Source organism: Aureispira anguillae (assembly GCF_026000115.1).
Taxonomy (GTDB): Bacteria; Bacteroidota; Bacteroidia; order Chitinophagales; family Saprospiraceae; genus Aureispira; species Aureispira anguillae.
In genome coordinates, this window is sequence record NZ_AP026867.1 from 5,484,808 (window position 1) to 5,509,744 (window position 24,937).

Below are 24,937 nucleotides of genomic sequence, written 5' to 3' on the forward strand. Positions count from 1 at the left end.
AGTATTATGAACTTATTAGATGTTTATCCATTATTTGATCTAGAATTGGTAAAAGGAAAAGGAGCCTATATTTTTGACAAAGCAGGTAAGCCTTATTTGGATTTTTATGGCGGGCATGGCGTTATTTCTATTGGGCATAACCACCCCCATTATATTCAAAAAATCAACCATCAATTGTCTCAATTGGGTTTCTATTCCAATTCTGTACACAATCAACTCCAAACTGATCTAGCAGATCAACTCGGTAAGGTTTCTAATTGTGAGAATTATCAACTTTTTTTGTGCAACTCTGGAGCAGAAGCAAATGAAAACGCCTTAAAACTAGCCTCTTTTTTGAATCAAAAATCAAAAGTAGTTGCTTTTAAAGGTTCGTTTCATGGGCGTACTTCCCTAGCTTTAGCCGTTACGGACAATTCTGCGATAAGTGCCCCCATTCACAAAAACAACACAACGACTTTTTTAGATTTTGGCGACTTGTCAGCACTAGAAAAAACCCTATCCAAAGGCAACATTTCAGCAGTAATTATAGAAGGCATACAAGGAGTTGGTGGGGTTCAAATTCCTTCTAAAGCATTTATGCAAGCACTGCGTTATTATACTCAAAAATACAATTGCTTGTTGATTGTAGATGAAATACAATCTGGTTATGGAAGAACGGGGCATTTCTTTGCGCATCAATACGCCGATGTCCAACCTGACATCATTACTGTTGCCAAAGGAATGGGAAATGGCTTCCCCATTGCTGCCATGTTGGTGCATCCCAACCTAAAAGCCCAAAAAGGAATGTTGGGAACTACTTTTGGTGGCAATCACTTGGCTTGTGCTGCGGGCTTAGCTGTGCTTGATGTCATAGAACAAGAACAACTTATTCAGAATGCCAATCAACAAGGTGCTTACTTATTAGAGCAGTTATCATCTTTAGAAGGCATTAAAGAGATTAGAGGCAAAGGGTTAATGATTGGGATTGAATTCGAGCAGTCTATCGTAGATTTACGGCAACAGTTACTTTTTGATTATGGTATTTTTACAGGCATTTCTAAAAAAACTATTCTACGGCTTTTACCCCCTTTAACCATTAGCAAAAACGAGATAGATTTATTCCTAACTCAATTTAAACAAGCACTTCAAGAATTTACAAAAACCTATTATAAGACCAATTGCTAGTTCTAGAATAGCAACAATATTCTAATTTATTTCAAAATCAAAATCATGCAACACTTTATCTCCGTCCACGACTTGGAGCAACCCCTTGCTATGCTATACCAAGCACAAAAGTTTAAAAAAGACCCTTTGATGGCTAGGCAATTCGGGCAAGGAAAAACCCTTGGTTTATTGTTTTTTAATTCCAGTTTACGAACTCGATTGAGTGTACAAAAAGCGGCACTTAATTTAGGTTTATCTGTAATGATTATCAATGTAAACCAAGATTCTTGGAACTTAGAATTAGAGGACGGAAGCATTATGAATATGGATCGAGCAGAGCATATAAAAGAAGCCGCAGCAGTTATTGGTAGCTATTGCGATTTTGTTGGCGTTCGAGCATTTGCAAAATTAGAAAATAGAGCATTTGACTATCAAGAAGTCATCCTGCAAAAGTTCAAACAATATGCAGGCGTTCCTATCCTAAATTTAGAATCTTCCAGCCTACATCCTCTACAATCTTTTGCGGATTGGTTGACGCTAGAAGAGCATCGTCCTAAACATCGCCCCAAAATAGTAGTGACTTGGGCTCCCCATCCCAAGGCATTGCCGCAAGCGGTTGTTAATTCATTTTTAGAATGGACACCACTAATGAATGCAGAAATAGTCCTTACTCATCCCAAAGGGTACGAATTAGCTCCCAAATTTGTCCAAAATTGCACGATCGAATACAACCAAGAAAAGGCATTTGAAGGAGCCGACTTTATTTATGCCAAGAATTGGTCTTCGTTCAAGCACTATGGTCAGGTTCTAAATCAGGATGCTAGTTGGAGGATTACCACTAAAAAAATGCAGCTCACCAACCAAGCAAAATTTATGCACTGTCTCCCTATTCGACGCAATGTAATAGCTGAGGATGCCGTTTTGGACAGTTCTTATGCACTGCACTTACAACAAGCAACCAATCGCTGTCCTACAGCACAAGCGGTTTTATTTCAATTATTGTCAAATCTCAAAAACAACCACTGATGGAGCTCTTAACAATTGTCAAAATAGGAGGTCATATTATCAACTGTCCCGACTTATTAAACCAATTTCTAAATCAATTTGCAGCATTACCCACTCCTAAAATTTTAGTCCATGGAGGGGGCAAAAAAGCAAGTGATTTAGCCCAACAATTGGGTATAGAAGTCAAAATGAAGGAAGGAAGACGAATTACAGATCAAGCAACTTTAGACATTGCAACCATGGTGTATGGTGGTCTAATCAACAACCAAATTACGGCTCAACTGCGCCATTTAGGATTGCATCCTCTAGGTCTTAGTGGAGCTGACTTGGGCATTCTTAGTGCAAAGAAGAGAACCGCTACTAGTATTGATTATGGCTATGTTGGCGATATTACCCAAATTGATGCCCTACAAATCCAAACACTGCTTCAACAGCAAATTACCCCCGTTTTTGCTCCCTTAACGAGTAATACAAAGGGGCAACTGTTCAATACCAATGCAGATACAATCGCCGCAAAACTAGCAAGTGCTATGCAGGGTTTTTATACGGTTAAATTGCACTATTGTTTTGAGCATAAGGGGGTCTTGTCCAATCTAGATGGTCAAAAAGTTGTAATTCCTGAACTCTCTCCCAATCAATTGCTTGTCTTGCAAAACAATGGAACCATCAAAAATGGTATGATTCCTAAGTTGCAAAATGGTTTTTCAGCATTAGAGGCTGGCGTAAAAGAAGTCACCATTTGCCACTTTTCAAGCATTGGAATAGGAACCCAGTTAGTCCATAATCTCCATGCCCCTCAAAGGCTTTCTTTAAACAACAAACCGCTTTCTAAAATTGCAGAAAGTATATTGAGGCAACTCATTAGAATCCCATCGCTGAGTAGAAAAGAAGCCCAAACCGCTCATTTTTTATCCGATTGCATTCACCAACTTACAGGCGTTGTACCTCAACAAAAGCACCATAATTTATGGATTAAAAACAAACATTTTAATCCTGACTTACCTAGTATCTTGCTCTGTTCTCATCATGATACCGTAAAACCAGTTAAAGGATGGAGTAAAAACCCATACCTCGATCAATTGGAGGGAGATCGACTTTATGGTTTAGGCAGTAATGATGCAGGTGCATCTTTGGTCTGTTTATTAGCAACCTTCTATTATTATTACAATACTCCTAAACTTCCTTATAATCTAATTTTTGCAGCCGTAGCAGAAGAGGAAATTTCTGGAGCGAATGGAATTTCTGCTATTCTAGAAGAATTGGGGACAATTGATTTGGCAATTATAGGAGAACCGACACAAATGCAGTTGGCCATTGCAGAGAAGGGCTTAATGGTATTGGAAGGAATTGCGGAAGGTAAATCAGGTCATGCTGCTAGAAAAGAAGGCATTAATGCAATTAGTATTGCACAAGCAGATATTGCTTGTCTAGAATCCTTAGCCTTAGATCGAGTTTCAACCACTTTAGGTGCAGTTAATATAGCGGTAACACAAATCCAAGCAGGTTATCAACACAATATTATTCCTGATAGCTGCCATTTTGTAGTAGATGTTCGCACCAATGAATGTTATTCCAATACTGAGCTTTTTGAGCTGCTTCAAAAACAACTCAAAAGTAAGCTCATTGCCAAATCTTTCCGCCTAGGTCCCTCCAGCATTTCTTTGGAGCATCCTATTGTCAAAAAAGCACAGCAAATAGGTTTAGCAACATTTGGCTCTGCAACGCTTTCCGATCAAGCCTTAATTTCTTTTCCAAGTGTCAAGATTGGGCCTGGCGATTCTAAACGCTCTCATACTGCTGATGAATATATCCTATTATCTGAGCTAAAAACAGGCATTCAAACTTATATCAATCTATTAAATAAGCTAACATTATGAAAACCCAACAACAAACTGCACTATTGACTTTTGAAGATGGTACTACCTTCGAAGGCTTGGTATTTGCCAATGGAAATGATGCCATAGGAGAAGTGATTTTTAATACTTCTATGGTTGGGTATCAAGAAATTTTAACCGACCCTTCTTACAAAGGTCAAATGGTTGTTTTAACCTCTCCTATGATTGGAAATTATGGAATCATAGACAAAGACATTGAGTCTAACTGCGTACAAATCAAAGCACTATTGGTTAAAGAATATTGCGACTATCCCAATAATTGGGAGGCCAGTCAAACCCTCAAAAGCTACTTAGAAGCAGCCAATGTACTTGGTGTTGAGGGCTTAGATACTCGTGCAATCACCAAATACATTCGAAAAACAGGTGCTAATAAGGCGACATTAACTCGTTCAGAATCAAACCATAAATTATTAACAGAAGAGAAGGATGTATTAAAAGCAGTTTCTACGCCTACGATCAAACATTACCCCTTAAAAGACAAAGCCTGTTTTAAAGTAGCGGTAGTGGATACTGGTATCAAGTGGAACATATTGAGAATACTACAGGAATTAAACTGTGAAGTAGTGCGTTTTCCATACACCATAACCGCTGAAGTCTTGCTTTCAGAAGGATTTGATGGTGTCTTATTGTCCAATGGTCCTGGGGACCCTCGCAAAGCAAAAAATTTAGTCCAGATGGTTCAACAACTCATTGGTAAAATCCCAATATTTGGCATCTGTATGGGGCATCAAATTCTGGGAATGGCATTGGGGGGAACTGTAGAAAAATTAAAATTTGGGCATCATGGCAGCAATCATCCGATTAAAAATTTAGAAACGGGGCGTGTTGAAATCACAGCACAAAACCACAACTATGTTTTAGCCAATGACTCCTTTGCCTCAAAATTGGTAAAAGTAACCCATACCAATTTGTTGGATGATTCTATTGCAGGCATTCGACATTTAGAGCACCCGATATTTTCTGTACAGTATCATCCTGAGGCCTCTCCTGGCCCCAATGATTCTGCTTATTTATTTCAAACCTTTGTGAGTTTTATGCAAACTCCAACCAATCAACAATAGATTATGCCAAAAAGAACCGACATTCAGAAAATATTAATCATAGGATCAGGCCCTATTGTAATTGGGCAAGCCTGTGAATTTGATTATTCAGGTACACAAGCCTGCAAAGCATTAAGAACAGAAGGCTATCAGGTGGTTTTAGTCAATTCTAATCCTGCTACGATTATGACCGACCCTAGCGTTGCAGATGTGGTATATATTGAGCCTTTGGACCCAATAGTTTTGGAAAAAATTATTGCCAAAGAACGCCCTGATGCTCTGCTCCCTACATTAGGTGGGCAAACGGCTCTAAACTTGTGTATGGAACTCCATCTAAAGCGTATTTTGGAACAATACCACGTAGAAGTTATTGGTGCCAGCATCGAAACAATTAACAAAGCAGAGAGTAGAGAACGTTTTGCTCAATTGGTTGATAAAATCGGGCTAAAAACCTCTGTTGCTCGCAGAGCTTCAACGTTAGAAGAAGCCAAAATTATCCGTAAAGAACTTGGCTTTCCTTGTTTGCTAAGAGCATCTTACACCCTTGGAGGAAAAGGAAGTGGTGTTGCTTATGACGATACTACTTTTTTAGAAATTGCTCAAAAAGGCTTGGAGGCTAGTTTAACTTCTGAAATTGCCATTGAAAAATATTTAGGCGGCTGGAAAGAATTTGAATTAGAAATGATGCGAGACAAAAACGATAATTGTATTGTTGTTTGTGGTATGGAGAATTTTGATGCCTTGGGTGTGCATACTGGAGACTCAATTACGGTGGCTCCGATCCAAACGTTAACCAATCATCAGTATCAAAAAATGAGAGATGCGGCTATTGAGTTAATGAAAATAGTTGGGGTAGAAACAGGTGGAGCTAATATACAATTTGCCGTTTGTCCTCAGACGGGTGAAATGCTGGTGGTTGAAATGAACCCTAGAGTTTCTCGTTCTTCTGCCTTAGCTTCCAAAGCTACGGGTTATCCCATTGCAAAATTTGCCGCAAAATTAGCCGTTGGTTATACCTTAGATGAATTACAAAACGACATTACCCAAAAAACAGCTTGTTTTGAGCCTGCTCTAGATTATTGTGTGTTAAAGTTCCCTCGTTTTAATTTTGAAAAATTTGAAGGCAATAATCACTTAGGGACAACCATGAAAGCACTAGGAGAAGTTATGGCAATTGGTAGAACATTTAAGGAGGCACTCCAAAAAGGGATTCGTGCCTTGGAAATTCCCTCCATCAATGGTGGAAGCCAAGAAGAGGTCTTAAATCAATTATCGATTCCCAATCCTCAACGAATTTTTTACTTATTTGAAGCGTTCAAGATGGGATGGAATGTCGATACCGTTTATCATTATTCTAAAATTGACAAATGGTTTTTGCATCAAATCAAACAGTTGGTTAATACTCCTAAGCCAATATACAACAATCCTCAATCCATTCGCACCGCCAAACAACTAGGCTTTTCGGATGCTGATTTAACCCAAGCTTTAGATTTTGAGCATGAAAATGCCTTTAGAAACTATAGAAAAGGGCATAAAATACAGCCTACTTATAAACTGGTTGATACCTGTGCCGCAGAATTTGAAGCCTATACCCCCTATTATTATTCCACTTATGAACAAGAGGATGAATCCGCAGTCTCTGACCGAGCTAAAATTATGTTGGTCGGTAGTGGCCCTAATAGAATTGGACAAGGCATTGAATTTGATTATTGTTGTGTTCATGCTGCCCAAACCATTCGCAAAATGGGCTACGAGTGCATTATGGTAAATTCTAACCCTGAAACGGTTTCAACCGATTATGATGTTTCGGATAAGTTATATTTTGAGCCCATTAGCTTTGAGGAGGTCTATAACATTTATGAAAAAGAACAGCCACAAGGTCTAATTTTACAATTGGGTGGACAAACTCCTTTTAATCTAATCGAATCCTTAAATGCAGTGGGGGTTCCCATCTTGGGTACTGCTCCTATCAACATTGCCAAAGCAGAAAACAGAGCCCAATTTAGTAATTTATTAAAACAGCTCAACATTCAGCAACCCCAACATGCCATTGCTCAAAACGCTTCCGAAGTTTGGAACAAAGCACTTGAAGTTGGTTATCCGATTTTAATACGTCCTTCCTTTGTTATTGGAGGCAGTCAAATGGCAATTATTTCAAAAAACACCGAACTCCAACAATATTTAGCGCAGCATACCCTTACTTATCCACTTTTAATTGATCAATTTTTGGGGGATGCAATCGAAGTCGATGTGGATTTAATTTGTGATGGTACGGAGGTTGTTATTGCAGGAATTACCGAACAAATACAACCTGCAGGGGTTCATTCGGGGGATTCAGCTTGTACTTGGCCTACCTATACTATTGCCCCATCCATCCTAGAGCAAATCCAGCAAATAAGCACTCAATTGGCTTTAGAATTAAATATTATTGGTTTATTAAACGTTCAAATTGCCCTTCAAAAAAATCAAATTTATATTTTAGAAGCCAATCCTAGAGCCTCTAGAACCCTTCCTTTTATTAGTAAAATACAGGGTGTAAATTGGCTGGAGCTGGCAACCAAGGTAATCTTAGGAGCAAAGCTAAAATCCTTAGAATGGACAGCAACTCCTATTGTTGGATATGCCGTAAAAGAAGTCGTTTTTCCCTTTTCTAAATTTGAAGAAACGCCTATTATTTTTACTCCACAAATGCAATCAACTGGAGAAGTAATGGGCATGGCAACTAGTTTGGGCATGGCGTATTACAAAGCAAAATTAGCAACAGGTATTAAGCTTCCTACTCATGGGAAAGTATTGGTAGATCGTGAATTTATAGCCCCTGATTTTTGCGCTAAATTAGGCTTTGAACCAACCACCAGTTTAGAACAAGCAGATTTATTAATTAGCATTCATTCTCAAAAACCCAAGCCCAATAGTTTGGCATTACGTCGAATGGCTTGGGACAAAGGGATTCCCATTATTTGTTTTGAGCGAGAACTGGATTTATTCCAGCAGGCAATTAAAGCCTTAAATTCGCAGCCACTAGAGGTTTGTTCTTTATAAAAGCAGCGGTTAAAAAAGTCTAATTTGCGCATAGACAGATTTTATTATCCCACGGTACAGATCTGTACCGTGGGTATTATCAACGATCGATTTTATTCCCTTGCAGGTCTCCAAAGCGGTCCTACCAAAATCAACAGTAAAAATATATTGACAATAAAATTATTAAAATTACCCGATAGTATTGAACCTAAACTGTCTACCAAAAACCAGCTTAATAAACTGGTCAATACAATTTTTCTTGTTTGTTCAGGGGCTTTCTCATAGATTTCTGAGGATAATAACCATATCAAAACAGCCCATCCCAATAAAATTCCACCAAGCAAAGCAGATAAAAATACAGTTGTAGGAGCATCGTAATTCTGATTACCATCCAATGGCCAACTTGAAAAGTCTAGCACCAGTTGAATCAGTTTATTTGTTTTTGTAATGGTTCCTAAAAAGAATAGAATGGCGTAACAAAAAATAGCTACTGCTGTAACTTTAAGCCAAAGTTTATGCATTGTTTTACTCATCATAACAATTGTTTAATTAATAAATTATGAGCGTAAAACTAGCCGTAATGCTTAGAACATTTTAGTCGGTAGCGTACAATAGAAAGCTACTCAGGTAAGTCGATTGATGATACGACTCAGGTTTTGAAAATAGCTCTTGAGGCTATTATAACACAGGTTATCTTTATTGATATTCATATAAAAGTCGTCTGTTGCCAATTCAAATAGACCTTCCAGTTGGGTTGTGTTCAATTTTAAATTAATTTGCTTTGCCCAAAGCATTGTCGCATAATTACCTAAGATTTTATTTGCTTTAGAAAGTGCAATTTGTACGGAATCATAGTGTCTATGTATCCTTAATTGTCTATGAAACAATAAGTCCACCTTATGCGCTACTAGAATATTAATTAGATCAGGGTAAATTGACGCACAGTTTCTCTCTTTTTCAGCAAGTATTAGACACATTTTAAAATGATGCTCAAACAGATGATCTGAGAAACATTCTAAATCAGCAAAGTGATGATAAAATGAAGATTTGCTAACCCCTACAACTCTAGCAAGAGACTCTATTTTTAAGCGCTTGTATCCCGCTAAAGCATAAGTCTCATACCCCTTTTTTATCCATTTTTGTTTACTACTCTCCATTATTTAAGCTATCAATTATAAATATCAAACAGTCAGATCGTCCAAAAAATAATCAAATCTAATTATTTTTTGGACTTTCCGACAGCCTATTTATCTCATACTCTAGAAAGTATAACGAGCAGAAATAGCAACTTGGTCGTACCAAACGCCCAAATATTCAACAAAATGAATGCTTGGTTTTATATCTGCTTGTAAAGTCAATGGAATCTTAGAAAAGGTATATTCCACTCCACCGATAACGTCTAATCCTGTCAAGAAGTAAGGACGATCTTCATCCAACCAAGGATGTGCTGTATAACCGCCCCATACGCCAATATGAGCTCCTCCTCCTATAAACCAGTTGAAACCTTCTACCCTTCCTATTGGAAAGTGCCATTCAACTAGAGCTGCTATATTGATACCTGGCGTAGAATTCCAATGGTTATAATGGCTTTTTCCTCCCAGTCTAAAATCGCCAAAGTACCGACTTGTTACCAAGCCCTCTATGGCGATCTTTTCGCCCAAGAAGTGTTTTACAGTAAAGCCATAGCTTGGTCCTATTCGTCCTCCAATTGCTGTATTGTAATTCTTTTGAGCATCAATAGTTTTACTCCCAAACAACATAAGTGTGGCCAATAAAATTGCGATTGTGTATTTCATAATGCGATAAATTTGTGTTTTAATATGGTATTATAAATCAAATATACAAATATAACGCACTTACAAGAATTAGTCCAATCACAATCTTATTTAACAGAATGTACGGGCACTATTCGAGGCATAGTTCGGCTATTGATACCTAGCCTAAGGTAGATAAATTCAGTAATGTAAAACCTTGATGTAAATTCTAAAAAGGTGAATTTTATTGTTAATCTTCTTGTTTATTTTGATAGAACAACAAGACTTCAATTAAAAACTATTGACTATATGCCACCTATTAAAGATTGGAGATTTAGGTTGACGATTATGGTTTGGGCTATCCTGAAAAATGAAATTGTTCTTAGTTATTTTTGAGCTGGCACAGGTGTTAAACTAGGAAAAGGAACAGCTTCTTTCTTTTGATCTTCTGTCATTAATTCATAAAGATGCATCAAACGCATTAATTCGTCCCGTTTTACAATCTTATTTTTTCCAGCTGAGCCACTGTATTTTTTAGCAATCGTATTGTATTCCTTAACCATTTTGGCATTAGCAGGAGGAGGTGGTGGTGGCACTCTCATCGCTCGTTCAGGAAATGCTGGTGGTGCTGGCGGTGGTGGTGGTGGTGGAATAATAGCTCCATCTCTAGGCAGTTTGATCGTTATTCTTTTGTCCTTATTGATATAGACAGCTGTTCCCTTTGGCAGCGTAGCATTATTTCCATCTGGCTCTGGTATTCTTGGCAAGAGCGCTTTCTCTTTTTCTTGTAATGCCGTATAGGGCTTATAAGTTTTGAGGTCTGATTCTTCATTATAATAAACAATTGTTGAATGCTTATAATAGGCATCTCTTAATTCTTGAGTTGTTTTGGGTGATGTATCCTGCCCTGTCACTGCCTTACTGAAGAGTAACAGCAAACCGAAAAATAAGGGCAAAGTCATAGAAGCCAAGGAAATGCTCCTACCCCAAGAGGTGTTTTTGGTCATCATTTTTAAACGTTTTTTAGTTAATAAAAAATTGAAATTACTAGTTAATAATAGGCTATTGTTTGATTTGATTTTATCTAATAACAAATGTTGATAGACCTTGACCTTTTGATGTGCTTTGATAACCTTATCATCTGCCAAAAACTCGTGGTTTAGCTGAATCGCTTTTTTATAAAATGGTAAAAATGGGTTGATCCAAAATAGAGTTTGCAGCAACTCAACCACCAAAACATCAAGAGTATGCAATTGATTGGCATGGGCTAATTCATGCGTATACAGCTCTTGTTCAATCTGATTATTTCTATAGGCATCTTCACTAACAAATATGTAATTAAGAAAGGTGTAAGGCAAGCCATTTTCTTTTAGCAACACCAACTTTGCCCCTTGATAATTGATAGAACCATTCCCTGAAACTTGTTTTAGAAGCGTTCTTAAATGGTAAAAAAATCGACCGCCTAATAACAAGGTAATGAGCAGGTAAAGAACACCAAATAGCCAACTCCATTGATCATAAAAAGTAATGTCATTGTTAACATTCATTTCCGCAGTTTCTGCGGTTTCTAAAAGAGGGATGACATTCACCACCTGCTTATTCACAACTTCTATTGATTGCCATTCTAAAGAAATCAAAGGCACGATAAAAGAAAAACATAGACCTGCTAACAAGAACCAACGATTAAATTGAAGCATCTTTTCTCGCTCCAAAACCAATTGGTAGCCTCCCAAAACAAGTCCTAAACAAAGCCCTGATTTAATTAAATAGATTATCATTTTTGTTTCTTTTTAATTTCTTCATCAATAACTTGACGCAATTCTTCCAATTCGCTAGTTGATAAATCGGTTGCTCTTGTAAAAAAAGACGCAAAGGTCGAAGCTGAGTTGCCGAAGAAATTTTGTAGTAATCCACGGAAATGCTTCCCAAAATACTCTGATTTGCTAATCAATGGATAGTACTCTCTTGATTTGCCAGATCGTTTGTAATCAATATAGCCTTTGTCTCGAATACGTTTTAGTAAAGTGGCAATTGTAGTAGATGCTGGTTTGGGATCATCATAAGCTTCCAAAATATCTTTTAGGTAAGCTTTTTCTAGTTTCCAAAGATATTGCATCAACTGTTCTTCCGTTTTGGATAGTTTCATAAATGGTATGGTATTTAAATCATTCTTCTACAAATGTAGAAGAAAAAATTAACTTCTACAAGTGTAGAACAAAAAAAGCTACAAATAACTTTAATAATTATTTGCAGCCTTCAATAGCTATTTAACTTATAATAAGAAACTTAAAGCATTCCTAGAAATTTAATTTCCCAAATTATTTCCTGTTCATCGCCAAATTTTTTTTCAACTCGTTCAAGCAAAAAATCTATCTTAATTGCTTTTGGGGTAGCCATTTTAGAAGGAGTATTTTTTATTTTTTGGGTAGCAACTTCTTGCTGGTAGAGCAGTTGTCCCCTATAATTTCCATCTGGCAATTTCTTTAAAGGCTGATTGATACGAACTGTTTCATAGTTTACTTTTATTTCATAATAGGCAGCAGCAAATAATTCTTTTAGCATTTTAACAGGGGTACAACTTGCCCCATCTTTTGCTTGTTCTAAACCATTATTCAGCACCCAGTCACAAGAAACTCTTGCGGTTTCATCAAAATTAGCTAAGACGGTTTCCATTGCTGTTTCTCGTAAAACATCGTTGTATTGGCTACTCCCGATAAGTGCCATATAATCTAGCATATCTTGTAATTTTAAAATAGCTTGTTCCTCATAGATCACAAGATTGTTGCTATTTAACTCGATGCCCCTTAAGTTGTCTAATGCGTAATCCTGTACCTGAGCAGATTGCCCAATAAGCATTTGGGTCAAGAGCAAAAAACTACTGAGTATAGCTAGCGTATAATTCATATCAATTCTTATTTTGCACAAAACGTATTTCTACAATTTGATTTCCTTCATATTTTGTTTCTAGAATAGAAATATTCTTCAAACTTTTAATTGGCATTGTCATTTTATTAATAAACTCCTCTTTGTTATACAAAGCCATCCCCCCACCTGTTTTGCTATGGATTTGTATAATTCGAGCATTGTCACTCAACATTAGCCCCAATTGAGCCCTCCGTTTTTTCCAATCTTCCATTTTATTCATCGAAAAATAATGGATCATCAAAGCATAATCGTCTTTTGTTAACTCAATGGTTTCCCCTTCTTCCTGACCGTTCAAAAATCGGCTAATAACCAAAGGTTTATAATAAAGTGCCTGAACTTTAAGTTCTATTCTCCTATTTTCTCCATTTGGAATTTTGATACAGCCTAAACTGTCCACTACCAGTTGAAAGGGAGATTCATTGGGTCTCAACCAGAATGCCTGTAAAGTAGTATAATCAATAGGCGTTCCATCATCTTGATCTACGACACAAAAACGATAGGTCGTTTCTTTATTTAAAGAAGATAAAAAGAAGACAATCCCTAACATTCCTAGCACTCCACTCAATATTCCCCCTATTTTAGGATAAGAAGCAGAAATCTTATTGTTCGTTTTTTCTTCGTCTATTAATGGCTCAGCGGCACTCGTTGCCAGAAAATCATCCCAACTTTGGGCACCTACATATTGCGCCAATAAATTAAGCATATCAATACGAGGCAATTTTTCATTTTTCAGGACTTTTAAGTGCGTATAAAACCACTTTTCGCTCACATAGCCCCCTACCGTATTGCCCAACGACTCTTGAAATAGAGCGATCTGTTTTCCCTTCCATTCATGGATTGATTCCTGGCAAGAAACAACCTGTTGTTTGAAAGTAGTTTCTACCTTTTGTTTGAGCAACTCAAAGCTTTTTAATTTTTCTGGGGTCATATTTTATTCATTACAACAAGCACAAAAGTAAGCTAAACCACTACTAATCTGCCTAGTACGTTTTGCAAAACAATTGTAAAACAATTTACAGAGGCTTTACAAATTGTTTTTAAGGTTTCTTTGAGCGACTAACCTAACTTTGATTTTGACAAAATTAATCTACTAATTAAGAATAGGAATCACCCCCTATCTTTTTATCAATCTTCTAAAGTTATGTATGCACCAAACCAATATTTAAAGAATGTAATCTATCTGTTGGGAATCCTATTAAATACATCCCATGGAAGCATTGCTCAAATTGCAGGAAATGCGATTTATACCAATCCCAACAGTCATAAGATAACAAAAAGCAATGGAACCAATATACAAAACAATAAAACTTTTTTAATCTCATCAGCAGTAGTTTACCATGCCAAAGCAGATCGTTATGTGGCTGTATTTGGAGTTGTACAAGAAGGCAAAACCATTAAAAATTGCAGTGATTCTATAACGCAACGGATTCGTAATTTTAGCAATTCTGTCCAACGCTTAGGGATTCCAAAATCGGCAATTATTTTAGATGCTATTACACAAAATAGAGTTTATGAATATGAATTGGATGAAACTAAAAACATTGCCCAAGAGCGACTCAAGGGATTTGAAATCAAAAAAAATATTATTCTATCGTTCACCAATAGAACCTTATTAGATCAAATAATGGTCTTAGCCTCCCAAGAAGGAATTTACGACCTTATCAAAGTGGATTATATCATTGATGATACCGAAAAAATTTATGCTCAACTCTACGACGAAGCCTTAAAAATTATTGAACAAAAAAAGGAACGCTATCTAAAGCTCACCGATCATAAGTATCTTGGGCAACCTCAGATTGTTCTCTTCGAAAAGGATCAAATTGCTCCTGTTCAAGCTTATAAAACCTATACCGCCCACGAATCGAATACCATAACACTGCCCAACCATCGCAACAGTAATTTTAAAAAGATTAGCGCACATCGCATTTCTACCCATTATTTTGAAGCAGCCCCATCTATCAATTTTGATAAAATCATTCAGGAACATCATTTAATTCCTTGTGTGCAATTTAGCATTCGCTTACAACTTCGTTTTCAAGCCGTTTAATTCACCATTCTAAAACAATTTTTATGCATTCTAATATAATATTTTTAGTTATTGCTCTAATGCTACAGACAATAGCACCTACCGCCGCTCAACAAGGCTATTCTTCTGCTTCTGTTACAATGAATCGATCTAATGGTGTTTTTACTCCAGATCAAGTCGTCATTGAAGAGTATCTCAATTATCATACGCACAAGCTACCATTTCCCAAAAGAGGCGAAGAAATTGCCTTATCAATGGACTGGAACCATCAAACAGAAGAAGAAGTCATCCTACAAATAGGAATTACCACCCATGAAATATACGATTTCAGTCAAATGCCCAGCATTAATACCAGTATTGTCATTGATAAAAGCGGCTCTATGCAATCGGATGATAAGCTCAAAAAAGTAAAAAGAGCTTTATCAAAATTTGTCAAAGGATTAAGACCTGATGACATTGTTTCTATTGTTGTGTACGACACGGATGCCCAAGTCATTTTACCTGCACAAAAAGCAGAAAAACAGGCTAAAATTTTATTAGCAATAGAAGGAATTTATCCCAGTGGGTCAACAAATTTAAATGGTGGGTTAGAATTAGGCTATCAAGAAGTGCTAAAAAACTATCGCCCCAACCAAACTAACCGAGTTATTTTACTAACAGATGGTATTGCCAATGTAGGTGTTGTTGATCCTGAAGAAATTGTAAAAATTTCAGCTTCTTACAATAAAAAAGGCATTGATGTATCAACCATTGGAGTTGGTGGCGATCTCAATCACACCTTATTACAACAAATTGCCCAAACAGGTAGAGGAGCCAATTATTTTGTAGGGAACCACCAAGAGGACATCACCAAAGTATTTGAGGATGAATTAGAGAGTCTACTCGCTACCATTGGTAGAGATGTAAGCCTAGAAATTGAATGCCCCGAAGCATTGCAAGTAAATGAAATATTAGGTTATGCTCCTAAATTTGCTGGCAATAAGATTATTTTTTCGCTAAACAATATTAATAGTGGCTTGACGCAAGTCTTTTTACTAAAATTCAAACGATTAGATATAGAACAAGCCGTCCCTATTCAACTAAAATTGAATTATTATTCCCCTCACGCCCAAAAATATACCTCGATCCTAGCTGAACAAACTATTGTTGCCTCAAAAGAACAGGCTTATTTTTTGAACCAAGAAATTAAAAAAAATTATGCTATTGGAAAAATGGCGCTTGCCCTAAAAGAAATGGGCGAATATGTGAAACATAAAAATTATGCTAAAGGAAAAGCAACCCTAGAAAATGCAATACTTCATGTTGAGCAAGAATTCCCACATTTAAAAGACAAAGATATTCTTCGAGTCAAAAATATTCTTCACCAAAATTATGCACGTTTTAGGGATTGGATGGCAAAACAATCCATCAACCATTAAGGTCTAAAAAGTGCTTTTTTAAAATGAAAAAAGGTTAGAATGCACGAAGCATCCTAACCTTAGAAAACTAAACCCTAAAACCCATGAGTTGCTAATATAGAAATAAAAATCTTTCAGCACAATTTTTTATGTTTTTTTAACGCCAAATATTCAAATAATTCCAAATTTTAACACAAAATGCCCTATTTCATCAATAAAACGGTTAAATAATTTAATCTAATTGAATGACTTAAAAGTTACTAGCATTTAGCTCAAATTAGGATATTGCTCCCTTTATTTTTATCTTAGATATTAAACATTAATACTCCGTTGATTAACTGCGTTGCTACTACGGAGTAATGAAACATCATTATCCTAATTTATTGAACGAGCTTATCGCATCATGGAAACATTTGTTGGTATTATACATCGTGTCACTTATCACAACGCCGAAACAGGATGGACGGTACTCAAAGTTAATCCAGTCAAAAGTTTGCATGAACTTCGAACTGTAACAGTACATCAAGCCAATGTCTTTGCGGGTGCTACCATGGAGTTTGAAGGAGAATGGGTACAGCATCCCAAATTTGGAGAACAATTCAAAGCTCAAACTGTCTTAGAACGAAAACCAGCCACTGCTTCTGCCTTAGAAAAATATTTGGGCTCAGGAATGATTCGTGGAGTAGGTCCCAAAATAGCGAAGCGAATTGTTAGCTATTTTGGTGCGGAAACTTTGGATGTCTTCGAATCATCCATTGAACGCCTAACAGAAGTACCAGGAATTGCCAGTACTAAACTCCAACAAATCACCAAATCTTGGGTAGAACATCGAGAGATACGCAATGTGATGCTCTTTTTGCAGGGCTATGGTATTAGTACACTTTTTGCCGTTAAAATTTTTAAACAATACGGCAATAATGCCATTCAAATTGTCCAAGAAAATCCCTATCAATTAGCCAAAGATATTTATGGTATTGGTTTCTTTTCTGCTGATAAAATAGCCTTAAGCATTGGTCTTGCCAAAGACAGTCCTAAACGCATAAGAGCAGCAATTAGTCATGTCCTTGCTGCGAGTAGAGAGCAAGGACATTGCTATTTGGAAATAGAAAACATCCAACTTGGCATTAGAAAATTGCTTCAACAAGACTTTGAGGACTTAGTCAACCATGAAATCATTGGCATGGAAAAAGAAAACGAACTCAAAACTCGACTAAAGTCCGATCTCAAATGCTTTTATTCCAAAAGTCTTTATTTTGATGAATTAACAACTGTCAATCGAGTACAACAATTGGCAAGCCAAGACGTAACCGTAGATTTAGTTCGAGTCAAAAATTGGCTACAACGTTATAATCAAGCACAAAAATTTCCACTTAGCGATGAGCAATATGCTGCTGTAATAGGAGCTGTCGCACAATCTTTTTCCATTTTGACTGGCGGTCCTGGCTGTGGAAAAACCACCACTACAAAAGCTTTGGTTAAGTTGCTTCAAGCCATGCGAAAACGCATTCTTTTGGCAGCCCCAACAGGGCGAGCTGCTCAGCGAATGACGGAGGTAATTGGTGTTGAAGCGCAAACGATCCACCGTTTATTAATTTGGCAACCAGGTACAGGACAATTCCAAAAAAATGAAGAAGCTCCCTTGGAATGTGATTTTATTATTGTTGACGAATGCTCTATGCTAGATATTTCCTTAGCTGCTTCCTTACTAAAAGCCATTCCTTCTTCTGCGCAAGTTTTATTAATTGGCGATGCCGATCAGTTGCCTTCTGTTGGTGCAGGCAATGTTCTTAAAGATTTGATTGAAAGTCGCATGCTGCCTTGTTATCAATTGGTCAAAATATTTCGGCAAGCACAAGAGAGTCTTATCATCAAATATGCGCATCAAATTAACAAAGGGCAAATTCCTAAAATAGAGTCGCCGATCAATCGCCCATCAAGTTGGGAAGAAAGTTTGGACTGTCTGTTTATAGACTCAAACGAAGCAACCAAAGATCAGCTTAAGTTTATACACAAAATCAACAAGACCATGAAGCAGGTCCTTGAAAATGATCGCATTGCTTTTGTTAAAGAAGCCGACCATACTTATAAATCCGTCACGCTAGAGCAAGATTTATATATAGAAAACACCTCTGAACAAGATATTGAAACACTTAGAAAACAAGGTGCCCGTTCTTATGTTTTTACCATTCCTGAAAAATATCTAAAAGCAAATCTTGAAGCATTGCTCCAATCCCCAAATGAGGCAACTGCACTCCAACAAGTCCTTCAAAATATCCATCCTTGGTCTTCCTTAAACTATGGTTTTACAGCTTCTGAAATGATTGTTCGGTTATATACCAAAACCATCCAAAAGCACATTGGCAACAACTTAGAAGTTCAGATATTAGCCCCCATGAAAGTAGGAAGCATGGGAACCAACAACCTAAACCAACTCATTCAGGAACGATTTAACCCTGCCATTGAAGGCAAACCATCCTTGGAAATCGGGAATCGTATTTTTCGGGAAGGAGATCGAGTTATCCAGCGTAGGAATAATTATGATTTAGAAGTTTTTAATGGCGATATAGGCATTATTACTTTTATTAATTCCCTAGACATGACACTAACGGTTACTTATCAAAGTAGCCAAGAAAAAAGAATCATTGATTACAAAAAACAAGATATTATTGACCTTGATTTAGCGTACGCCATAACCATCCACAAGTCACAGGGAAGTGAATTTGATGTTGTCATTATTCCATTGGTATTGCAACACTTTAATATGTTGTATCGAAATTTGATTTATACGGCACTTACTAGGGCAAAAAAAATGGCCATTTTTGTAGGGACTAGAAAAGCCTTTGGTATCGCCGTTAAGAATATTGATAATCGCCAGCGAAAAACAATGTTGAAAGAGTTATTGCAGGAATAAAACATTAATGATGTGGGTGGATTGAATATCCTAAAATTAGAACGATAAAATGGTAGGAACAATATTATTTTTTTTAGCAACATTGGTTTGTTCATTATTGGTTATAATGACTGTTTTAGAGTTCATTTCTATGTATAGACCCCATCATATGAATGAAATTTTATACCAACCTATTGCCCCCAACTATTGGCCAACTCAAAAATGGAAAACATCTTCACCTGAAGAACAAGGCGTAAACGCTGACAAACTCGTTGAAATGATTGCTTATTATCATAAAAAACGATTAAAAAACAAGTCCCTAATCATTGATTCAATAACGATTATTCGCAATGAACATATCATTGCAGATTTGTATTTCAATCCTTTATTCCCAAAAGATAAAAAGCACATTATCAATTCGTGTACAAAAAGTGTTCTATCAATACTAATTGGTATTGCAATTAAAGAAGGTTATATAAAAAATGTTTCTGTACCTATTCTCGAAATTTTTGAGGCTACCAATAACAAAAAGATTGATACACGACTAGAAGCATTAACGATCAAAGACTTACTAACAATGAAGACGGGCTGGCATAGCCAAGATTCATATTTATATCGTTGGGTAGGTTTATTTAAGATGCAAGCAACAGAAGACTGGACAACATATATTTTGAATTTACCTTTTGAAACAAGTCCTAACAAACGCTTTGATTATAGCAATATGGCCTCGTTCTTACTTTCTGCGGTTCTAACAAGGGCGACAGGTATGGATAGCTTGTCTTTTGCTCAAAAACACCTTTTCACTCCTCTTGGTATTAAAGATATTTGTTGGGATCAAAGTCCTAAAGGAATATACATTGGGTTTGCAAGAATGTGGTTAAAACCGCATGACATGGCAAAAATTGGATTGCTTTATCTCCAAAAAGGAAAATGGGAAAATCAACAAATTGTACCTACAACTTGGGTTGAAGCATCCATTAAAGCCCATAGTTTTCCCAAACAGTACCGATATATATATAAAGAAAATCGGAAAATCGATTTTGGCAAAAGTGGTGGGAACTGGGTATTTTCCAACCTTATTAGACCGTTTACAGATGGCTATGGCTACCAATGGTGGTTGGATAAATCGGGAATATTTTCAGCCATTGGAGTTGGTGGGCAATACATCATGGTCATGCCCAAAGAAAATTTAATTGTAACAGTTACCAGCAAACTAACAGGTAAAGACTCTTTTTTACCCGTAACGCTCTTAAAAAACTTTATTATTCCTGCTATTGAGACAAAAAACACACTAGCTCCCAATCAAGTTGCAGGAGAAAAACTTTCCTCTTACTCAACAGCCCCACCCCTTCAATCAGAAGGAACTAAACAAAGCTTTAAACTGCCTTCTTTTGCTAAAGAAATAACTCATAAGGTTTATTCATTAAAGACAAGCATAGCTTCAAATCCTTGGATGCATGATCATTTAATGCTTGAATTTGATTCCAATTTAAATTATGCTGTATTTAGCTATACCTTAGCTCCCAATAAAAGGATTAGATATGAAGTTGGCTTAAATAATCAATACCGAATCAGTAATTGTAAGGACAAATCCTATGCAGCTATTGGGAAATGGACTACACCAAATACATTTATAATAGATTATGAACTCATTGGCTATTCTTCTAGGGGTAAATGGATTTTGGTTTTTAACAAGAATGAAATTGAAGTAACAGAAATAGGAATGACAGGTCAATATAACTATCATGGGCTAATGATAAAAAACAGTTAGCAAATATTAGTCTATTGTCATACGAGATCTCAACCACCTCATCTTCTTGTTTCAAGTCCTCCCTATATCCCCTTTGCACCAACTACCAATCTACCGCAACACATCTTTGAGTATGGCTCCTCGAAATTGACTCCCCGTCAAAACTGCCCCTCGAAAATCAGCACCTGTCAAATTACAATTTTCAAAATCAGCACCCCGCAAATTAGCATTCATAAAACTAGCCCCTTTAAGGTTAGAACGTGAAAAATCAACATTTTCGAGTGTGGCTTCTGCAAAGATGGCACGCTCCAAATTGGCATCGGTGAGCAGGCTACCTATCAAATTAGCATCACTAAAATCCTGATTTTTGGCATAAACACCACACCAACTAGAATAAGGCAAATAAATTTCTTGTAGTTCTATCTCTGAGTCTATTCTTCGCATATCTAGAATAGCCTGCTTCCCCTTACTAATTGCCCCGCTTTTATAGATGCCTAATGTTCTTCCTTGAATTGTAATTAATTGCCAATGCCCCCCAAGCCCTCCAGCGTTTAAAAATTCGTGATGAGCTCTTATGGTTTCATCCAATGCCTCCCTTGTAAACACAGGGCTATGATAAGCTTTTTCTTGCATCTTTAAGCTCTTAATATGTCTTGTAGAACTCCCTAAGCGATCTGCAAGCGCAAATTCTTGACTCAGCACTAACCGCTCCAAGGTCCAATGTTGCTGTAGCTTAGTGGGGAGAAATTCCAACAAGGCTTCTTGATAGCCCTTGGGCTGACCAAAAAAGGTCTTCCGCCTTGCACAAACAGCCTTTGAAGCTAGGACAAAATCTAAATAGGTAGCAAAATTGGTTGGTCTAGAATCTAAATAACAAGTACCCATTTCATCGCCTAAAAAAACTAAAGGTGCCTGTCCTTTTCTTAAAAACAAGGCCATATTGCAATAATAGGAAAAGCAGTCAAACGATCGAATTCCAGCATAAAAATCAATGGGTGAATACTTTTTTTTGTCAATGATAACATCCTGTTGCTCTACATTGGGAGAAACAACCTTTCGCAAGACTTCCTCCAAGGGCAGTAAAAATACACAGCCATCTTCTTTTTCAAAATCATCGGTTACATAATCCCAAGCAACAGGAGCTGTAGAACGATGAAAAGGTGGATATTTAGTGGTCTGATAATAAGGATTGCTTTTTAGCATCCAACGCATTTGCAAACCATTGGTCTGTGTATAAAAAGTTCGAATAGCCTCATCCAATTGGCAATTATATTTTGCTTCTAGTGCTTCTATTTCCTGCAAGTGCAGGGGCGAAAAAGTATGATAGCCCAACAGCTCCACTTTGGAATGACGGGCTAATTCTTTTGCTAGGTTATTAAAGGCTTCTATATAATTCTTAGAGACCAAATTTGGAGTTTTTATTGGAGTAAGTTGTTTATCCTTATATAAAAATACATAGTATAACGAAGGACAAATGTTCTAATTCTTTTTGCAATCATAAGATTAACACCTACTATATATCTTACTAATATAAACTATTTTAACGATTTATACAACCGTTCTATTCAAGCCCCTTATTCTAGCAGAAAACAAGTTTAAAATCTTATAACTTGTGTTTGTATTTTAAAACAAATTTCCCTAATATCGTTGTTTACTTCTTGAAGAAGCGTTTCAGAAGATGAAATGCGTTATTATGAATATAAATTACGCTTTAGTAAACCCTAAAATGGCTATAGTTAATCACTGCGAAATCTTGATTTGCCAGCTTATGTGTTGACTAAAGATCCCAAAAAAAATAAGTTGAATGACGAATAAAAATGATAAAATTAGAATACTAGAAGTTCCTTCTGAATTAGGGGCAGGCACTCGTGGCGCTAGTTTAGGAATTGGAGCAATTAAAGTTGCTGCGCTCAATGCTGGCAACAAGTATTTTTCTAAATATACTTCTACCATAATTCCCAATGAAAACGAATTGCTTTTTGAGGATAGTCCTACCCAATATGCCAACTATATAGATGGTATTGTTAAGGTTTATAACTATGTCTCTCATTATGTTTCTGAAGAGGTGACGTACAACAAACGTTTTCCGATTGTATTGGCAGGGGATCACTCTACTGCGGGGGCAACCATTACAGGCATCAAAAAATCAAATCCAAACAAACGCTTAGGGGTAATTTGGATTGATGCACATGCCGACCTTCATACCCCCTATACGACTCCTTCTGGCAATGTTCATGGCATGCCTTTAGCGGTCTGTCTAGGGATTGATAATATAGAACATCAGCGCAATGATATTCCAAAAGAAATCGCTGAACATTGGCATCGCCTAAAACATATGGGAGATGTCTATCCTAAAATTGAAGCCAACGATTTAGTCTTTATTGCTCTACGGGATACCGAAGAAGAAGAAGATTTTTTGACCAATCGTCTAGGAATTAGAAACTTTGCGGTTGATGAGGTTCGAGAAAAAGGGACTACACAAATTGTAAAAGAAGTCTTATCCTATTTGCACAACTGCGACATGATTTACATTTCGTTTGATGTTGATAGCATGGATTGTCATCTAGTGTCCAAAGGCACGGGAACACCTGTTCCACACGGATTATCAGAAGAAGAAGCAACAGATTTGGTTTGTGGTCTGGTCGCAGATCCCAAAACCTGTTGTTTGGAAGTAACGGAAGTTAATCCCACCTTAGACGATAAATGCAATACAATGGCGGAAACCGCCTTCCGAGTATTAGATAGAGCTACTAATATCGTCAAAAATAGATAAATTATGAATTGCAAATTATGATCTCCCCCCAATAGTTCATAATTTGTAATTTTCCAATACTATATTGTATGAATACGCCATTGCTTTGGTGACTAGAAAATCAAGTCAAGGAATCAACAAGCATTGTCCAAGTGTGAAAACCATAAGAGAATGATCTATAAAACAATCCTAATTAGCCTCTTTTTTTATCTACCATTTTTTGGTTATAGTCAACAACTTCTATTGGTACATCGTCCTTTTTCTCAGAAAGAGGTTACGACTTGGCGTTATGGCAAAGATACTGTCCCTTTTAATTCTGACGATCAAATTTGGGGACTCGTCTACCTTCCTAATATTGAACAGAAAAAAGCTAAAATAACCTTGGCAATTGAAAATGATTTAGGAGAAAAAACAATCGCTTCTTTTTGGCTAAAAAAAGTACTCCCCAACCAGCTCAACTGGCATTCAAGCATTCGGAAATGGCAAAAGCATTTATTAAATAGCCCTCATTGGTATGCTTTTGAAATCACTCCCCAACCTGCCTTTGTAGATGCTTACAATGGAGTTGCTTTTTTGGAAATTATCCATCAAACAGCCAAAGAAAATCGCAGCACAAGGTTTACTTATAACGTAGAAGGGAAATATACAGAACATAGCTGCACGATCAACTTTACTCAACAAGGTGCTTTTGCTCCTCTATGGACAAAACTAACCCATTATCAACAGCTCATTCGAGAGAAAGAAACACTAGAACAACAACAGATTGGTTTAGTGCAACAATGCCAGCCTCATGGCTTTGCACAAGTACAAGAATGGGCTCACCAAGCATCTGGTTTAAAAACAGATTTGGCAACAAGCGATCTAAATATATTTAAAGCGGTAGAAAATCTAAAAATTGTTACAGAGGCCATTCCCAATTCTATATCTCCTTACCTAAAAAGAGAATTAAGGGCGCTATTCTTATTAGACCTTACGATTTTGGAGCTACCTGAAGGGAGTGATAAAACCCAAAAAAATCGCCAAAAAGCAGATTTAATTAAGCAATTATCGTTATATCCAGAACTACAAAATATCTTAACTCAATACACCAATTCTACAGGAACAGCCAATTTATACAAAAAGACAGAAGCCGAACAAAAGAAAGTATTGCAAGATATTATCAAAAAATACCGTCCTTATCAATCCATCTACAACGCACATCAAAAATTACAATTAGAATTGATTGAATTAAAAGCCTTATTAGTAGATTTTGATTAATAAAAACAGTTGGATATAGAAAAACAAAAAGCACATTTATACATATTTGAATGTATAAATGCACTTATATATAAACTAAAGA

The 24,937-nt window shown here is 36.7% G+C and carries 19 protein-coding genes and 1 pseudogene; 12 read left to right on the top strand and 8 right to left on the bottom strand.

Annotated elements, in window-relative coordinates:
• Positions 1-6: 6 nt before the first annotated feature.
• The 6 genes and pseudogenes from AsAng_RS21535 to carB all read left to right on the top strand — a co-directional run bounded on the left by AsAng_RS21535 (position 7) and on the right by carB (position 8,125).
• Positions 7-1,164, top strand: coding sequence for an aspartate aminotransferase family protein (locus AsAng_RS21535; protein ID WP_264789164.1), 1,158 nt, complete (start codon positions 7-9; stop codon positions 1,162-1,164).
• Positions 1,165-1,209: 45 nt separating this feature from the next.
• Entirely contained in the window at positions 1,210-2,169 is a 960-nt protein-coding gene (locus tag AsAng_RS21540; RefSeq protein WP_264789165.1) for an N-acetylornithine carbamoyltransferase, read from the top strand.
• Positions 2,169-2,879 (top strand): annotated as a pseudogene (argB, locus tag AsAng_RS30050) (acetylglutamate kinase); the annotation flags it as partial. The gene AsAng_RS21540 and the pseudogene argB, both read left to right, overlap by 1 nt.
• 102 nt (positions 2,880-2,981) lie before the next feature.
• On the top strand, positions 2,982-4,025 hold the full coding sequence (locus AsAng_RS30055) for a M20 family metallo-hydrolase (protein WP_407655344.1): 1,044 nt from the start codon (positions 2,982-2,984) through the stop codon (positions 4,023-4,025).
• The gene (gene carA / locus AsAng_RS21550) at positions 4,022-5,104 is read left to right on the top strand and encodes a glutamine-hydrolyzing carbamoyl-phosphate synthase small subunit (protein WP_264789167.1); all 1,083 of its coding nucleotides are present in this window, start codon (positions 4,022-4,024) and stop codon (positions 5,102-5,104) included. Before AsAng_RS30055 ends, carA begins: the two co-directional genes overlap by 4 nt.
• Positions 5,105-5,107: 3 nt before the next feature.
• Entirely contained in the window at positions 5,108-8,125 is a 3,018-nt protein-coding gene (gene carB / locus AsAng_RS21555) for a carbamoyl-phosphate synthase large subunit (RefSeq protein ID WP_264789168.1), read from the top strand.
• 92 nt (positions 8,126-8,217) lie between these two features.
• Here the strand turns inward: carB and AsAng_RS21560 are convergent, their stop codons facing one another.
• The 7 genes from AsAng_RS21560 to AsAng_RS21590 form a co-directional block, all read right to left on the bottom strand.
• Positions 8,218-8,640 (bottom strand): hypothetical protein, encoded by a 423-nt coding sequence (locus AsAng_RS21560; RefSeq protein ID WP_264789169.1) that lies wholly within the window; start codon positions 8,638-8,640, stop codon positions 8,218-8,220.
• Positions 8,641-8,727: 87 nt separating this feature from the next.
• Positions 8,728-9,261 carry a TetR/AcrR family transcriptional regulator gene (locus AsAng_RS21565; protein ID WP_264789170.1) on the bottom strand — a complete coding sequence of 178 codons (534 nt, stop codon included), beginning with the start codon at positions 9,259-9,261 and terminating at the stop codon, positions 8,728-8,730.
• Between the two features lie 102 nt (positions 9,262-9,363).
• Positions 9,364-9,900 carry a hypothetical protein gene (locus AsAng_RS21570; RefSeq protein ID WP_264789171.1) on the bottom strand — a complete coding sequence of 179 codons (537 nt, stop codon included), beginning with the start codon at positions 9,898-9,900 and terminating at the stop codon, positions 9,364-9,366.
• Between the two features lie 344 nt (positions 9,901-10,244).
• Positions 10,245-11,636 (bottom strand): M56 family metallopeptidase, encoded by a 1,392-nt coding sequence (locus AsAng_RS21575; protein WP_264789172.1) that lies wholly within the window; start codon positions 11,634-11,636, stop codon positions 10,245-10,247.
• On the bottom strand, positions 11,633-12,004 hold the full coding sequence (locus AsAng_RS21580; protein WP_264789173.1) for a BlaI/MecI/CopY family transcriptional regulator: 372 nt from the start codon (positions 12,002-12,004) through the stop codon (positions 11,633-11,635). Before AsAng_RS21580 ends, AsAng_RS21575 begins: the two co-directional genes overlap by 4 nt.
• A gap of 140 nt (positions 12,005-12,144) precedes the next feature.
• Complete coding sequence (locus AsAng_RS21585) at positions 12,145-12,762, bottom strand: hypothetical protein (protein ID WP_264789174.1); 618 nt, start codon at positions 12,760-12,762, stop codon at positions 12,145-12,147.
• A 1-nt stretch (position 12,763) separates the two neighbouring features.
• Positions 12,764-13,711 carry a hypothetical protein gene (locus AsAng_RS21590; RefSeq protein ID WP_264789175.1) on the bottom strand — a complete coding sequence of 316 codons (948 nt, stop codon included), beginning with the start codon at positions 13,709-13,711 and terminating at the stop codon, positions 12,764-12,766.
• 213 nt (positions 13,712-13,924) lie between these two features.
• Here AsAng_RS21590 and AsAng_RS21595 point away from each other — a divergent pair, with 213 nt between their 5' ends.
• The 4 genes from AsAng_RS21595 to AsAng_RS21610 all read left to right on the top strand — a co-directional run bounded on the left by AsAng_RS21595 (position 13,925) and on the right by AsAng_RS21610 (position 20,867).
• Positions 13,925-14,830, top strand: a complete 906-nt coding sequence (locus AsAng_RS21595) for an SIMPL domain-containing protein (RefSeq protein ID WP_264789176.1) — start codon at positions 13,925-13,927, stop codon at positions 14,828-14,830.
• 23 nt (positions 14,831-14,853) lie between these two features.
• The gene (locus AsAng_RS21600; RefSeq protein ID WP_264789177.1) at positions 14,854-16,227 is read left to right on the top strand and encodes a vWA domain-containing protein; all 1,374 of its coding nucleotides are present in this window, start codon (positions 14,854-14,856) and stop codon (positions 16,225-16,227) included.
• A 382-nt stretch (positions 16,228-16,609) separates the two neighbouring features.
• Positions 16,610-19,117, top strand: coding sequence for an SF1B family DNA helicase RecD2 (gene recD2, locus AsAng_RS21605; protein ID WP_264789178.1), 2,508 nt, complete (start codon positions 16,610-16,612; stop codon positions 19,115-19,117).
• Between the two features lie 148 nt (positions 19,118-19,265).
• A complete protein-coding gene (locus AsAng_RS21610) occupies positions 19,266-20,867 on the top strand; it encodes a serine hydrolase domain-containing protein (RefSeq protein WP_264789179.1) in 1,602 nt (533 codons plus the stop codon).
• A 90-nt stretch (positions 20,868-20,957) separates the two neighbouring features.
• On the opposite strand, the gene AsAng_RS21615 is transcribed toward AsAng_RS21610, so the two are convergent.
• Positions 20,958-22,253 (bottom strand): pentapeptide repeat-containing protein, encoded by a 1,296-nt coding sequence (locus AsAng_RS21615; protein ID WP_264789180.1) that lies wholly within the window; start codon positions 22,251-22,253, stop codon positions 20,958-20,960.
• 397 nt (positions 22,254-22,650) lie between these two features.
• Here AsAng_RS21615 and AsAng_RS21620 point away from each other — a divergent pair, with 397 nt between their 5' ends.
• Together AsAng_RS21620 and AsAng_RS21625 are read left to right on the top strand one after the other, a co-directional pair.
• Positions 22,651-23,619 (top strand): arginase, encoded by a 969-nt coding sequence (locus tag AsAng_RS21620; RefSeq protein WP_264789181.1) that lies wholly within the window; start codon positions 22,651-22,653, stop codon positions 23,617-23,619.
• 150 nt (positions 23,620-23,769) lie between these two features.
• Positions 23,770-24,855 (top strand): hypothetical protein, encoded by a 1,086-nt coding sequence (locus AsAng_RS21625; RefSeq protein ID WP_264789182.1) that lies wholly within the window; start codon positions 23,770-23,772, stop codon positions 24,853-24,855.
• Positions 24,856-24,937: the final 82 nt, after the last annotated feature.

What these genes read in the sequence shown, in the direction of transcription:
- AsAng_RS21590 (WP_264789175.1), bottom strand. Translation starts at nt 13,711, where the DNA reads ATGACCCCAGAAAAATTAAAAAGCTTTGAGTTGCTCAAACAAAAGGTA.
- AsAng_RS21565 (WP_264789170.1), bottom strand. Translation starts at nt 9,261, where the DNA reads ATGGAGAGTAGTAAACAAAAATGGATAAAAAAGGGGTATGAGACTTAT.
- AsAng_RS21580 (WP_264789173.1), bottom strand. Translation starts at nt 12,004, where the DNA reads ATGAAACTATCCAAAACGGAAGAACAGTTGATGCAATATCTTTGGAAA.
- AsAng_RS21535 (WP_264789164.1), top strand. Translation starts at nt 7, where the DNA reads ATGAACTTATTAGATGTTTATCCATTATTTGATCTAGAATTGGTAAAA.
- AsAng_RS21620 (WP_264789181.1), top strand. Translation starts at nt 22,651, where the DNA reads ATGACGAATAAAAATGATAAAATTAGAATACTAGAAGTTCCTTCTGAA.
- AsAng_RS21595 (WP_264789176.1), top strand. Translation starts at nt 13,925, where the DNA reads ATGTATGCACCAAACCAATATTTAAAGAATGTAATCTATCTGTTGGGA.
- AsAng_RS21575 (WP_264789172.1), bottom strand. Translation starts at nt 11,636, where the DNA reads ATGATAATCTATTTAATTAAATCAGGGCTTTGTTTAGGACTTGTTTTG.
- AsAng_RS21570 (WP_264789171.1), bottom strand. Translation starts at nt 9,900, where the DNA reads ATGAAATACACAATCGCAATTTTATTGGCCACACTTATGTTGTTTGGG.
- AsAng_RS21625 (WP_264789182.1), top strand. Translation starts at nt 23,770, where the DNA reads ATGATCTATAAAACAATCCTAATTAGCCTCTTTTTTTATCTACCATTT.
- AsAng_RS21560 (WP_264789169.1), bottom strand. Translation starts at nt 8,640, where the DNA reads ATGATGAGTAAAACAATGCATAAACTTTGGCTTAAAGTTACAGCAGTA.
- AsAng_RS21585 (WP_264789174.1), bottom strand. Translation starts at nt 12,762, where the DNA reads ATGAATTATACGCTAGCTATACTCAGTAGTTTTTTGCTCTTGACCCAA.
- AsAng_RS21610 (WP_264789179.1), top strand. Translation starts at nt 19,266, where the DNA reads ATGAATGAAATTTTATACCAACCTATTGCCCCCAACTATTGGCCAACT.
- carB (WP_264789168.1), top strand. Translation starts at nt 5,108, where the DNA reads ATGCCAAAAAGAACCGACATTCAGAAAATATTAATCATAGGATCAGGC.
- carA (WP_264789167.1), top strand. Translation starts at nt 4,022, where the DNA reads ATGAAAACCCAACAACAAACTGCACTATTGACTTTTGAAGATGGTACT.
- AsAng_RS21600 (WP_264789177.1), top strand. Translation starts at nt 14,854, where the DNA reads ATGCATTCTAATATAATATTTTTAGTTATTGCTCTAATGCTACAGACA.
- AsAng_RS21540 (WP_264789165.1), top strand. Translation starts at nt 1,210, where the DNA reads ATGCAACACTTTATCTCCGTCCACGACTTGGAGCAACCCCTTGCTATG.
- recD2 (WP_264789178.1), top strand. Translation starts at nt 16,610, where the DNA reads ATGGAAACATTTGTTGGTATTATACATCGTGTCACTTATCACAACGCC.